The sequence below is a fragment of the Pseudonocardia sp. GCM10023141 genome, assembly GCF_042653605.1.
On record NZ_JBHSIR010000027.1, the window covers coordinates 89,623 to 101,900 of the forward strand.

At 69.6% G+C, this 12,278-nt stretch carries 13 protein-coding genes and 1 pseudogene; 6 read left to right on the top strand and 8 right to left on the bottom strand.

Annotation, left to right across the window (positions count from 1 at the left end; all coding sequences use genetic code 11):
• Positions 1-15: 15 nt before the first annotated feature.
• Positions 16-597, bottom strand: coding sequence for a PspA-associated protein PspAB (pspAB, locus tag ACFPFQ_RS16080; RefSeq protein ID WP_379619463.1), 582 nt, complete (start codon positions 595-597; stop codon positions 16-18).
• A gap of 6 nt (positions 598-603) precedes the next feature.
• Positions 604-1,494: a zinc metalloprotease HtpX gene (gene htpX / locus ACFPFQ_RS16085; RefSeq protein WP_379619465.1), complete on the bottom strand. Its 891-nt coding sequence runs from the start codon at positions 1,492-1,494 to the stop codon at positions 604-606.
• A 405-nt stretch (positions 1,495-1,899) separates the two neighbouring features.
• Here htpX and ACFPFQ_RS16090 point away from each other — a divergent pair, with 405 nt between their 5' ends.
• On the top strand, positions 1,900-2,505 hold the full coding sequence (locus ACFPFQ_RS16090) for an HPP family protein (RefSeq protein WP_379619467.1): 606 nt from the start codon (positions 1,900-1,902) through the stop codon (positions 2,503-2,505).
• 187 nt (positions 2,506-2,692) lie between these two features.
• On the opposite strand, the gene ACFPFQ_RS16095 is transcribed toward ACFPFQ_RS16090, so the two are convergent.
• Together ACFPFQ_RS16095 and ACFPFQ_RS16100 are read right to left on the bottom strand one after the other, a co-directional pair.
• Positions 2,693-2,848, bottom strand: coding sequence for a hypothetical protein (locus tag ACFPFQ_RS16095; RefSeq protein ID WP_379619469.1), 156 nt, complete (start codon positions 2,846-2,848; stop codon positions 2,693-2,695).
• 185 nt (positions 2,849-3,033) lie between these two features.
• Positions 3,034-4,452 (bottom strand): serine/threonine-protein kinase, encoded by a 1,419-nt coding sequence (locus ACFPFQ_RS16100; RefSeq protein WP_379619471.1) that lies wholly within the window; start codon positions 4,450-4,452, stop codon positions 3,034-3,036.
• Positions 4,453-5,276: 824 nt separating this feature from the next.
• Here ACFPFQ_RS16100 and ACFPFQ_RS16105 point away from each other — a divergent pair.
• The gene (locus tag ACFPFQ_RS16105) at positions 5,277-5,660 is read left to right on the top strand and encodes an STAS domain-containing protein (protein ID WP_379619473.1); all 384 of its coding nucleotides are present in this window, start codon (positions 5,277-5,279) and stop codon (positions 5,658-5,660) included.
• Positions 5,661-6,066: 406 nt separating this feature from the next.
• Here ACFPFQ_RS16105 and ACFPFQ_RS16110 read toward each other — a convergent pair whose 3' ends face one another.
• Both ACFPFQ_RS16110 and ACFPFQ_RS16115 read right to left on the bottom strand, forming a co-directional pair.
• Entirely contained in the window at positions 6,067-6,744 is a 678-nt protein-coding gene (locus ACFPFQ_RS16110; protein ID WP_379619750.1) for a maleylpyruvate isomerase family mycothiol-dependent enzyme, read from the bottom strand.
• A gap of 417 nt (positions 6,745-7,161) precedes the next feature.
• Positions 7,162-7,317, bottom strand: a pseudogene (locus ACFPFQ_RS16115) (ArsR/SmtB family transcription factor); the annotation flags it as partial.
• 250 nt (positions 7,318-7,567) lie between these two features.
• Between ACFPFQ_RS16115 and ACFPFQ_RS16120 the strand changes: the two are divergent.
• The 3 genes from ACFPFQ_RS16120 (at position 7,568) to ACFPFQ_RS16130 (ending at position 9,624) form a co-directional block, all read left to right on the top strand.
• Positions 7,568-7,942: a VOC family protein gene (locus tag ACFPFQ_RS16120; RefSeq protein WP_379619752.1), complete on the top strand. Its 375-nt coding sequence runs from the start codon at positions 7,568-7,570 to the stop codon at positions 7,940-7,942.
• A complete protein-coding gene (locus ACFPFQ_RS16125; RefSeq protein WP_379619475.1) occupies positions 7,939-9,240 on the top strand; it encodes an APC family permease in 1,302 nt (433 codons plus the stop codon). Before ACFPFQ_RS16120 ends, ACFPFQ_RS16125 begins: the two co-directional genes overlap by 4 nt.
• Before the next feature lie 66 nt (positions 9,241-9,306).
• Entirely contained in the window at positions 9,307-9,624 is a 318-nt protein-coding gene (locus tag ACFPFQ_RS16130) for a PadR family transcriptional regulator (protein ID WP_379619477.1), read from the top strand.
• A 236-nt stretch (positions 9,625-9,860) separates the two neighbouring features.
• Here the strand turns inward: ACFPFQ_RS16130 and ACFPFQ_RS16135 are convergent, their stop codons facing one another.
• Complete coding sequence (locus ACFPFQ_RS16135) at positions 9,861-10,331, bottom strand: hypothetical protein (protein WP_379619479.1); 471 nt, start codon at positions 10,329-10,331, stop codon at positions 9,861-9,863.
• Between the two features lie 227 nt (positions 10,332-10,558).
• Between ACFPFQ_RS16135 and ACFPFQ_RS16140 the strand changes: the two genes are divergently transcribed.
• Positions 10,559-11,494, top strand: coding sequence for an undecaprenyl-diphosphate phosphatase (locus tag ACFPFQ_RS16140; RefSeq protein ID WP_379619481.1), 936 nt, complete (start codon positions 10,559-10,561; stop codon positions 11,492-11,494).
• Here the strand turns inward: ACFPFQ_RS16140 and ACFPFQ_RS16145 are convergent.
• Entirely contained in the window at positions 11,443-12,240 is a 798-nt protein-coding gene (locus ACFPFQ_RS16145; RefSeq protein ID WP_379619483.1) for a phosphatase PAP2 family protein, read from the bottom strand. The two genes, ACFPFQ_RS16140 and ACFPFQ_RS16145, sit on opposite strands and share 52 nt — an antisense overlap.
• Positions 12,241-12,278: the final 38 nt, after the last annotated feature.

Here is a 12,278-nt window from a genome sequence, read left to right on the forward strand (position 1 = left end):
GAGCCGATGTCCCGGTCACGGGACCGGCGCTCCCCAGAGCGGAAACCAGCGACCGAGATCGGGCTCGATCGGCAGGGCACTCCCGAGCAGGGCTCGCACCTGCAGCTCCAACGCCGTATCGCGCTGCCGACCAGCGGTCGGGGCAAAGGGGTAGACCGTTCCCCGCGAGAACAGGTGGACCAGGCCGAGGCGCCGCTGCGCGCCGTCGACCGGATTGCTGACGAAGCCGGTCACGGTGCACAGCAACGACGTCCCCAACCCCGCCTCGTCCAGCGTGGTGTTCACGCCGTGCAGCTGGGTCGTGAGCGTCGTGAGGTCCCCGTCGTCGCGATGGCAACTGACCCAGGTGCACCCGAACTCGTCCGCCACGAACCGCACGTCGGTTCCGGGATCGAGACGCAGGAGGTCACGGATGTCGGTCCAGGCCCGCTCGGCTGCTGCGCCCTCGGCCGCCCGGACGCACACCGCACCGGTGCCGGTGGGGGCGAAACCGGTGGCCTCGCGCAGCGTCATCGCCGCACCCGGGATCCGGAACAGCACGGGCAGGTCCGGCACCGGTGACCGCGTCCGTCCGAGCAGGACGTCGAGGAAGCCCACCGGGTCCTACATCTGCACGGCGAGCGCCGCGAGCTGGTCGAGGCGCTGCTGCAGCGGCGGATGGGTCGAGAGCAGCCCGGCCAGCCCGATCCCGGTGCCGAGTGCCGGAGCGAAGAGGAAAGCGTTGAACGGCTGCACGGTTCGCAGGTCCCGCGTCGGGATGCGGGCGATGTCATCGGACACCTTGATCAGCGCCGATGCCAGCACTGACGGCTGTCCCGTCAGCATCGCGGCGGCCCGGTCGGCCGCGAGTTCGCGGTAGCGCGACAGCGCCCGCGTGAGCAGGAAGCTGATCCCGTAGACGGCGCCGGACACGACCAGCACCGACAGCACGACGACGGCGGTGTTGTCGCGGCGGCCCCGCCCACCGACCAGCGACGAGAAGAACCCCATGCGCATCACCAGCCCGGCCAGCACGCCGAGGAAGGACGCCACCGTCATCACCGCGACATCGCGATGCGCGACATGGGACAGCTCGTGAGCGAGCACGCCCTCGAGCTCCTCGGTGTCGAGCCTGCGCAACAGCCCGTCGGTCACGCACAGCACGGCATGCCGGGAGCTGCGGCCCGTCGCGAACGCGTTGGGCAGGTCGGTGGCGGCGACGGCGATCGCGGGCTTCTCCATGGCCGCCGTCGCGCACAACCGGTCGACCAGGCCGTGCAACCGCGGCTCCTGTTCCGGCGTCACGACCGTGGCGTGCATCGCGTAGAGCGCGATCCGGTCGGAGAACCAGAACTGGACCAGCAGGAAGCCGCCGGCGATGAGCAGCACCAGCACGACGGATCCGGTCAGGGCGACGAGGGCGTAGACGAACGCCGCGTACACCACGACAAGCAGCACGACAGTGATCAGCATGCGGGCGGTCAGCCCGTGGTCGGGCCGGAATCGGGTAGCCACGGCGATCGCCTCCGTTCGGTCAGCGACCGTCGCGTCGAATCCGGCCGGTCTGTGGCTCCCGATGGTCCGCGGGCACTCCCCTCACGGACAGGGACCTCCGTCGGTAGCCCGCCGGCGGAGGTCCCGCGAGCCGCACACCCCCGGGAACCGGCACCGACATCGAGCTGTCCCTCCCAACCGATCCGCGCCACCCGGACCAGGTCCGCGAGCAGCGCGCGGACGGTGCTGAGCCGCCGCAGGGAGGTCGATGAATCGGGTGCTGGCCATGGCCAGCACCGCGGCACCCGCCGGCCCGTCGGTGACGGCAGCCACAGGTGACTGCTGCCGGCCCGGGTCAGGACCAATGGCCTCTGGGACAGCCCGGCCGGAGCCGCGCAGACTCTGACGAGAACGGGAGGAGCCGACATGATCGTGCGAGACATCATGACCAGGTCCGTGGTGACGGTTCGACCGCAGACCCCGATCCACGACGCGCTCGTGCTGCTGGCGGAGCACGGGTTCACCGCGATGCCGGTGGTGGATGACGACGACGCGCTGTGTGGCCTGCTGAGCGAGGGCGACGCGATGAGCGAGATCGTTCATCACGACGCGCACTCGCGGGAGCTGCACGACGAACTCGCTGCCCCACCGCCGCCGCGCCGGGTATCAGAGGTGATGACCGCCGAGGTCACCACCGTCGACCCGTGGACCGACGTCGCGGAACTGGTGCAGCTGATGCGCCGCCGCGGCATCCGCTCGGTCCCGGTCGTCGAGCCGGACGCCGGGCTCGTCGGCATCGTCTCCCGGCGTGACATCCTGCGCCGGTTCACCCGACCGGACAGCGACATCGCCGCTGACGTTCGTCGGTCGCTGGCGGAGTTCGCCGGTCGCGGACGCTGGGACGTGTCGGTCAGCCACGGCGTCGTAGAGCTGGGCGACCCGTATGAGGACGTCGACGAGCAGCATCCGGCCAAGGTCGTCGCAGCAGCCGTCCCCGGCGTTGTGGACGTTCGTGTCGTACCGGCCGGATGACCAGGACCAACGACTCACCACGGTGGTCGCTCCAGCCCATCTCGACCCTATCGGCCCCGTCCGAGGAGTAGGGCGCGCAACAGGGCCGGTCGCGCATCTGCGCCCGGCCCGCCGGCAGGCGCCCAGGGGCGGACCGGTAGCCCGCCACCGGTGACGGTGGGCGGGGCTACCGGCTCCGGCGCGCGGGTCAGAACCACACTTTTCGCCCACCGACCGGACGACCCACGTTTCCGAGGACCAGGAAGATGATGCCGACTATCAGCAGGATCCCGCCGATGTAGTACAGCAGGCTCAGACCGGTGAAATAGCCGATGACGAGAAGGATGAGACCCAGGACGATCATGAAGATCCTTTCGATGTGCGGACGCTCAGGTTCACGCAGTCCACATGGACGTGATTGCTTGATGGTGGCCGACTTCACGAATTGCGCAAACGGAGATGGGCCGAACGCGCTCTCACCGCAGGAGCTGTGTCCAATTCGTTACCGGTGCCGATCGCGACACGTGGGTCGACCCCCGGGGAGGATCGTCAGTCACCGGCGCCATGACCCTTGCCTTTCCCCTTGCCGTTTCCCTTCTGCTCCGCACCGTCGCCCTGTTCCTTGACACCAGACTGGCCGTGTTCCGACGGGACATCGGATGCCTCGACGACCGGGCCATCGGCGACGGAAGCATCAGGAGCGGGAACGGCGATGTCGACGACCGATCGGGCGTCCGCTGCCGCGTTGCTTCTGCCCGAACCGGCTGACGCGTCCGGGATCGGCACCGGGCCAAGAGGCTGCGCGTCGCCGGTGCCGGTGCCGGCGCTGACGACCGGAACCGCCGGTACCGCCGGGTCCGTCGGGGGCGTTGCGGCCTGCGGTGCGGCTTCGTGCCGATCGACCGGCTGATCGACGGTCGCCGGGACCCCTGCCCCGGCACGCAGGTCGGTGAGATCCGTTTGCAGGAGCACGCCGATCCCGAGGACCGCCGCAACCCCTGCGGCAGCAACATCACGGACGTGTCGACGCAGCCAGGGAACCTGCCGTCCGGTCGACGCGGCCGTCCGGTCGAGCATCGCTCCCAGCACGCTCGCACCGTCATGCGGCAACACGCGCCGCCCGGTGGTGGCGACGACGTCGGTCACGACCAGGGGCGGGTTGTCGGCGATCAGATGCAAGCGCGTCGCCACCTCGCCGGCAGCGGGTCGGAGCGCCGGATCGCGGTCGGTCATCGCCATCAGCAGGGACCGCAGAGCCGCCGGAACATCGCCCGGTACCACGGGTGCCCGGTGCAGCCGCGCCACGGCCGACTCCACTGGGCTCCCCGGGTACTCACGTGTTCCGGTGAGACCCTCCACCAGCACCAGGCCCAAGGCGTACACGTCGACGGCCGGTCCGACCCGCTGACCCAGCACCTGCTCCGGCGCGAGGTACGCCGGGGTCCCGACGATGACTCCGGTCGCCGTAGCACGTGTCGCGTCCACGAAGCGCGCGATGCCGAAGTCCGCGAGGTAGGGCTGACGATCCAGATCCAGGAGTACGTTCGCGGGTTTCACATCGCGGTGGATCACACCGTGCCGGTGCACGTGTGCCAGCGCGGCGGCCACGCCCTCACCGGTCGTCACCGCCTCCGCGCAGGGCAGCGGGCCGCGGCCGATCCGCTGCGACAACGGCTCCCCCTCGATCAACTGCATCACCAGGAACGGACGTCCGCCCTCCGTCCCGACGTCGTAGAGCGACACCAGACCCGGGTGACGCAGCCCGGCCAGTATCCGCACCTCCGGACCAGTCGCGACCTGGTGGTCGGACCTGCCGGAGGTGAAGATCTTGACAGCGACCGATCGATCGAGGCGGCGATCGCGCGCCCGGTAGACGGTGCTGGTTCCGCCCATGCCGATCAGCTCACCGAGTTCGTAACGGGCCGCCAGACCGGGTCCCGGCTCCGCATCCACGCCTGACGCACCCATGAAGGAAAGGTTCCCCGTTCCCGGCCTCCCGAACCTCGACAGGAGGACCGAATCCCATGGTCAAGCAACGTCGCCGTGCGTGACGCCGACAATTCTCAGCGTCAACCAAGGGCGCCGGTTTGCCGCAGATGGCGCAGTCCGACAGCCGTTCAACCGTTCTTCGGTATGGATTGCCGCACAGGGCGGCTACGGATGACCGGCAAGGGCCACCGCCCCTGTCGCCGGACTCGGACTGGAGCGTTCAACCGGCAGCCAGCGGGTGGTCGACGGCCGCACCCGGCGCGTCTACCGCGCCACACCCGCAGGCCGCTCGAGCTAGGGCGTGCCCCATAGACCGCCATGCCTCGGCCGAACTCGCCCACGACTACTCGACCCGAGCCGTCGGCAAGCAGCCGACCGACCTTCTCCCACAACCCCGCACGGTCAGTAGCGCGCGGGCAAGAAAGCGTTGGGTGCCACCGAACCAGCTCGGATGCATCGAGTGCGTCCGGCGCCGCGCACCATTCACAGCGCGGCAGCGATTGAGGCGCCGCGGCGAAATCTGCTCACCCGGTGCGCAATTGCGTCGAAGTTCTCCGAAAACACCGGCACATGCGGATTTCGGCGGCGATCACGAGGACCCGGTCACCCCTCGACGGGCCGGCCGTCCCAACCAGCAGGAAACGATGTGGCAGCGGCATCGGGTGCGAGGCATCGACAGCCGGAACGCCAGGAACCCTCTGAGCTCGCCATCATGACGACGATTCTGAGCCGAATGGCCCACCCGTGCCGCCATTCGGAGGGACTCATGCGACAAATAAGTCGGGCGTCGTAGAGTTCGACCGGTGAGCGATTCCACGGATGAAAACCTGCTGATCGCCGGACTGCAGGTCACCGTCAGCAGCGCCAATGACGCCGCGATCGTCGCAGCGGTCGGCGAGGTGGACATGATGACCGTCAGCAGGCTGCGCGAGGCGTTGTTCGGCGTGCTCGATGCCGATACGGTTCCCCCACTGGTGGCTGTGGATCTGCGCGAGGTCGGTTTCCTCAGCTCGGCGGGCCTCGGCCTGCTGGTCGACCTCGCCAACACCGCAAACGCGAGGGAGGTGGCCCTTCGGATCGTGGCAATCCCGTCACCGGTGCTCCGCGCGATCGAAGTGACCGGTCTGGACACCCGATTCAGCGTCTACAACACCCTCGTCGAGGCCCTCGCCGCACCCCACAGCTGACCTCGAAGCCGCACCGAGCAGTACCGGTGCGTGAGCGCGGAGATCGCCGCCGCAACGAGGTGGCGATTGTCTCGGGGTGCGCCGCCGCGAGAAGCGCCCGCTGGTTGGCGGAGTGGCGGTACGCGTGGGGCCGCGACAGTCCGGCCGCGGCGCCGCCTCCTCGACGGTCGGGGACACGCCGCAGGACACGCTCCTGCACTACCTCGGCGCCCGCTGCCTGCACCTTGTCGAACGTGGTGTCGAGGTCACCGGGGGCCAGCATGATCCATCCGTACGTGCCATGGCCGACAGGAGCCCCGTTGCGTCCGGCCCTCGATGTACCCGACGACCTGGCACGGCTGCCGAGCGTGTGCGATTCAGGTCCCGAACAGGTCGTACTGGACGTGGTACGACCCGAGTGTGGCTGTCATCCGGACTGGGCGCGCCTGGGATCAGCGCGATGTTCCGCGCTGATCCGCTCAGCGAGGAGCGGCTTCCCGGGCCCGATCAGCTCGGTGAGGGATTCGCGGCGGCCTGCGATGGCCATCAGCACAGCTTCGGCAGGCCCCTCGATGACCGGTCCGGTGCCGGTGCCGGTGCTCCAGTCGAGGTCCGTCGTGGTGAAGCTGAGGCCGTCGATGCGTCTGCGTGCTCCCAGCGGGCGCGCGGTGCAGGCGAACGGCAACGCGCAGAGCAGGCGCTCGGCCGGGATCTCCCGGGGCAGACCCAGTGGACGACGGATGTCCTGCTGATGGACCATCCCGTCGGTCAGGGCGATGCGGCCGCCGAACTTCGCCGTGAGCCCGCTGGGGTCCAGGTATTGCCGTACCCGCTCAAGGAGATCGTCGGTGGAGTGGTTGGCGAAACGGGCCACGGCCGCGGCGTTCATGCGGTCGGCATTGAGGCCACCGGCGACGAAGCGCCCGATCAGTGCCCCCATGCCGACATCCTCGTAGCTGAACATGTGCGCGACCACATCCCGCACTCGCCACTCCGAGCACAGCGTTGGCGCGTTCCACTGCTCCGGAGTCAGGCCGCCCAGGAGTTCGGCGAGCTCGGCACGCTCGTCGTGGGCGAACGCTGTCGCATCGACGGCTGCGGTCACGACTGGTCGGCCACGGACTTGGCGAAGCCGTCGAGCAGCAGCTCGCTCCAGTACCACTTCAGCAACCTCGGCCGCTCCGATGTGGAACTGGTGCGGCCACCACGAGTTGATCGAGCTGGTGAACACCTCGAACGCCGTGTCGAGGGATACGGCGACGGTCACGGTTCCCGTGATCGGCGGGATGGGCGCGGTGGAAGTCATGCGGTTTCCCCTTCGAGATCGAGGTGCGCGGGTCCAGACGCGTTGGCGGCCGCCTCGACCACCTTGTGAAAACCCGTCAGTGCGTCGGCCCAGACCCCGTCGAGCCAGGTCCGCAGCGCGGTGACACCGTCGGGATTGAGCCGATAGATCCGGCGGTTGCCCTCGGCGTGACTTGACGACCAACCCGCCGTCCTTGAGCACCTCGAGGTGCTGTGACACCGCCGGGCGGCTGACCGGAAGCCGATCCGCCAACTCCTGCACCGAGCACGGCCGGCGAGCGAGCAACTCGAAAATGGCACGCCGGGTCGGATCCCCCAGCAGACCCAACCCGCCATCTTCGTAAGCCGACACGAACGGTAAGGCTAGACGCACATTGGGGTCCGGGCACCCAGTCCGGCAGCTGACCAGCAGGCCAGTGCATCGCGTGCACTCGCCAATGCGATGGTCGCGCCGAACCTCGGCGATGCCTGTCGGAGGGCTTGATGGCCAGTCGGGCTGGCCCGGGTAGCGGACGTCTCGTCAGCGGAAGTCGTGTTGCAATGTGATATCGTTGGCCGATATCGAGTTCCGATGCCACGCTGGGCTCCCCGCTGGCTGACGCCGAGGAGGTGCCGTCGTGGACATGGCGAGCGTGCGCTACATCGTCGATGACGTCGCTGCGGCGATGGCGTTCTACACCGAGCACCTCGGGTTCGACGTCGCCATCGACGCTGCTCCAGGGTTCGCGGCACTGACACGGGGACCGTTGCGACTGCTGCTCAATCGGGTCGGCGGGGTGGGTGGGGCCGCACAGGCGATGCCCGATGGGCAGGTGCCGGCGCCGGGTGGGTGGAACCGCATCCAGCTCAGCGTCACGGATCTGACCGCGGAGGTGGCGCGGTTGCACACCGCGGGTCTGCGGTTTCGCAACGAGGTGGTCGTGGGCATCGGCGGATCCCAGATCCTGCTGGAGGATCCCGCCGGCAATCTGGTCGAGCTCTTCCAACCCGCGGGGTGAACAACGAAGCGCCGTCGATCGCCGAGACGCGCCTGACACGCCGGTTGGGCACGACCGACGCGGTCGTGCTGGGACTGGGCTCGATGCTCGGTGCGGGCGTGTTCGCCGTGTTCGGGCCGGCAGCCTCGGTCGCCGGCGCCGGCCTGCTGATCGCACTCGGCGTCGCTGCGGTCATCGCCTACGCCAACGCCACCGCCTCCGCCCAATTGGCAGCTCGCTACCCAGCCTCCGGCGGCACCTACGTCTACGGGCGGCGCCGGCTGGGCCCGGCCTGGGGCTTCCTGGCCGGGTGGGGATTCGTGGTCGGCAAGACCGCCAGCTGCGCCGCGATGGCCCTGACCTTCGGCGCATACACCTGGCCCGCCCACCCCACACTCCCGGCGATCGCCGCAGTCGTGGTGCTGACCATCGTCAACTGCTGCGGTATCACGAAAACCGCAAGGCTCACCCGGGTACTGGTCGCACTCACCCTTCTCGTGCTCATCGCCGTGATCGTCGCCGCGCTCGTCGGTGGCAGCGCCGATCCGGCCCGACTGACCGGCTGGGCCGGTCACGGACCGCTCGCGGTCCTGCAGGCAGCCGGGCTGCTGTTCTTCGCCTTCGCCGGATACGCCAGGATCGCCACGCTCGGCGAGGAGGTCCGCGATCCCACGCGCGCCATCCCTCGCACGATCCCCGTCGCACTCGGCATCGTGGTCGTCACCTACGCCCTGGTCGCAATCGCGGCACTGCTCGCGGTCGGGCCCGACACCCTTGCTGCAACGACCGCACCGCTAGCCACGGTGACCGATTCCGGCAGCCTGCGCTGGCTCACCCCGCTGGTGAGTGTCGGTGGCGCCGTGGCGTCAGCCGGCGTGCTGCTGTCGCTGATGGCGGGGATCGGGCGCACCACCCTGGCCATGGCCCGTGATCACGAACTTCCGCATCTCCTCGCCGCCGTGCACCGCCGCTTCCGGGTTCCCCACCGTGCCGAACTGCTGCTCGGAGCGCTCGTGGTGGGGATCGTGGCCACCGTTGACCCGCGCGGCGCGATCGGGTTCTCCAGCGTCACGATCCTGACCTACTACGCCATCACCAACGTCGCGGCCTTCACCCTCCCCGGCGAGCAACGCCGTTGGCTCCGCCCGCTCGCCGTCTTCGGGGCCAGCGGTTGCGCGCTGCTCGCACTGACCCTGCCCATCAACTCCGTTCTCGCCGGTGTCGCCGTGCTGAGCCTCGGGCTCCTCGGCCGCACCGCCGCGACCGTCTGGACACGCCATCACCCTCCGCCACGGCCAAGCGGGCAGGGATCACGCTGAGATAGAGTGCCGGTTCCGATATCGGATCCGACACTGATGCGAGAACGCGGCCGGACGGGGGTGCCGATGCGAGACTTCCAACGCGGCGCGGTGCGCCTGCACATCCTGCACCACGCCGCCGAGCAGGAGATCCACGGCGCGTGGATGACCCGCGAACTGGCCGAGCATGGCTACGACATCAGCCCCGGCACCCTGTACCCGACCCTGCACCGCATGGAAACCGACGGGCTCCTGACCTCCGAGCAACAGGTCGTCGACGGCCGCACCCGCCGCGTCTACCGAGCCACACCCGCCGGCCGTGCCGCGCTCGAACAGGACCGGCACTCACTGGCGGAACTGGCCCGTGAGGTACTCGGACAGCACCCAGCGCCGCCGTCCGGCTGAGCAACCCCCCACCACACCTGACGAGATGATGAAGCCGCGCCTACGACCAGTTGGGGAACCGACAACCTCCCGGCAGCGATCGGTAGCGAGGATCGCGGGCGGGGGCAGCGGCTCGTCACGCTCCACAACCGCCCGGGACTGCCGTGCCATCGCCAGGCTGCCGATCAACCCGACCGCACCGACCACGGTAAGGATCCAACTGAAGCACTCCGGGTACAGCGGAGGCTGGGTGTCAGTCACCCGCGGGGCCCGACCGAACGGCTGACCAGCAGCACCTCGGTATCCGGTAGAGCCCGATCCGCCCATCGGATGGCAACGTGGTCCACCAACCCGGACAGCTCCGCGATGGCAGCGACGGTCTCCCGACGAGTCGGTGCAGCGCCGCCGTCGCAGACGTGCAACCGGACCCGTCGCCGCCGGTGCGAGAGCGTCTCCACCGCTCCCACGACCCGCAGCAACGCCGTTCTCGTCCTCGAGTGCCGAGCACGCCCCGCTGCACCATCGGCTGCTTCACCGACGGCATCCAGGATCTGCGCTGCCGGCATCCCGGCCGGCCAGCCCAGCTCGTCGAGCCAGCATCCGACGCGCTCCCGCACCGCCTCCGGCGCCGTCGACGCCGCGGGCACGGCGAAGACCAGCTCCACCGCCGATGTGCACGCGCAGGAGCCGATCGCATCGCCGGACTGCAACACCTTCTTCGCACCCACGACGCATCCTGGCCCGACAGCCAGGACCGGCGTGGCGATTTCGCCGGATGCGGCAGAGATTTTACCCTCTCCTCACCTGTGCCCGCTGCTGCCCGCCCGCACGAACCACGACCGGCGGCGGATCACAGCGACCCCACCGTGGCCGCCAGGTAAGGGGACGGCCAAACCTTCGCCCCTGTTCGGCCAACGGGCGCAACGCTTCCCGGTCCGGCACCGTCTGAGTCCAGGTGAGTGATCTGACATGGCTCGAAGCGATCGTCATCGGCGGGCTCCAGGGCGTGGCCGAGCTCTTCCCGGTGTCCAGCCTGGGACACAGCGTCCTGCTGCCCGCCGTCGTGGGCGGCAGCTGGGCCCGCGACCTCGACGTCGGTGCACCCGAATCCCCGTACCTGGCGTTCATCGTCGGGCTGCACGTGGCCACCGCGATCGCGCTGGTGATCTACTTCTGGCGGGACTGGGTGCGGATCGTTCGTGGGCTGGTCACCAGCATCGTCCGCCGCGAGGTGGCCGACCCCGACCAGCGACTCGCCTGGCTGCTCGTGCTGGCCACCATCCCGGTCGGCATCGCCGGACTCGCCCTGGAACACACCTTCCGCACCGTGCTGAGCAAGCCGATCCCGACCGCTGCCTTCCTCGTGCTCAACGGCGTGCTGCTGCTGGTCGGGGACCACCTGCGCCGCCGAGCAACCGGGACGCAGGCCCCGACGACCGCGTCGCCACCCGTCCCGGCCACCGCCACGACCGTCGACCGGGAGACCGACAAGGCCATCGACCGACGGCTCGCCGCCTTGCCCGTAGGGCGTGCCGTGCTCATCGGGGCCGCGCAGATCGCCGCGCTCGCCCCCGGGGTCAGCCGCTCCGGTGCCGCGATGGTCGCCGGTCTCGCCCGTGGCCTCGACCACGCCGAGGCAGCACGCTTCAGCTTCCTGCTCGCCACGCCGGTGATCCTCGCCGCCGGGGTGCTGAAGATCGGTGATCTCACCGGCCCGCTGGGAGACGGGATCCGCCCGCAGATCCTCGTCGGCAGCCTCCTCTCCGGCATCGGCGCCTACCTGTCGGTGCGCTTCCTGACCCGCTACTTCCAGACCCGCTCGCTGCGCCCGTTCGGGATCTACTGCATCGTCGCCGGCACGGCCTGCCTCGCCTGGTTCACCCTCTCGTAGGCCCACAGACCGCCCAGGCACACCACCAGCCACGCCCCGCCCAGCAGCCAGCCGGTCACGACGTCGGTGAACCAGTGCACACCGAGGTAGAGCCGGCTGATCCCGATCACGGCCACCACCACCGCAGCCACGACCACCGCAGTCACGGCCAGCAGCTGCCGCGACCCGCTGCGCCATCGCAGCACGCAGATCCCCGCCAGCACACCGATCACCACGACCGAGACCAGCGCGTGGCCGGACGGCAGGGCGAAGGTGTCCTGTGGGGTGAGCTGATCAGCCAGCGGCGGCCGCGCCCGACCGTAGAGCCGTTTGAATCCGGCGTTCAGCACGAACGCTGCGACCGCTGCGACCACGACAACACCGGCGTCGACCCAGTGTCGACGCCACGCCAGCACCACAACACCCCCCGCGGCCAGCACAGCCATGGCACCGGTGCCTCCTGCCGCGCTGACCGCAGTCATCAGCGCCGTCGCCACACCACTGCGATGCCCGAGGAACCAGTCGAGAACCGGGAGGTCCCACTGCGCGATCGAATACTGGTCCGCCACGGTGTCCACGACGGTCATCGAGCCGGCCAGCAGCACCGTGGCCATCCCCGAGCTCGCCACGATCACACCCGACACTGCCGGTCGCATCGTCGTGCGCGCGGTGGCGAACGACGCTGCGACCGCGACGGCCCACAACCCGAGCACCACGCCGGCTGTGACCAGCCCGATGTCAGCAGCCTGTACGAACGAGGACGACATGATCGCGACGGTAGGAGCCGACCCGTTACCGCTCGGAC

Coding starts and splice junctions, on each gene's coding strand:
- ACFPFQ_RS16145 (WP_379619483.1), bottom strand. CDS start 12,240: ATGTCGTCCTCGTTCGTACAGGCTGCTGACATCGGGCTGGTCACAGCC.
- ACFPFQ_RS16120 (WP_379619752.1), top strand. CDS start 7,568: ATGGCGAGCGTGCGCTACATCGTCGATGACGTCGCTGCGGCGATGGCG.
- ACFPFQ_RS16130 (WP_379619477.1), top strand. CDS start 9,307: ATGCGAGACTTCCAACGCGGCGCGGTGCGCCTGCACATCCTGCACCAC.
- ACFPFQ_RS16095 (WP_379619469.1), bottom strand. CDS start 2,848: ATGATCGTCCTGGGTCTCATCCTTCTCGTCATCGGCTATTTCACCGGT.
- ACFPFQ_RS16100 (WP_379619471.1), bottom strand. CDS start 4,452: ATGGGTGCGTCAGGCGTGGATGCGGAGCCGGGACCCGGTCTGGCGGCC.
- ACFPFQ_RS16090 (WP_379619467.1), top strand. CDS start 1,900: ATGATCGTGCGAGACATCATGACCAGGTCCGTGGTGACGGTTCGACCG.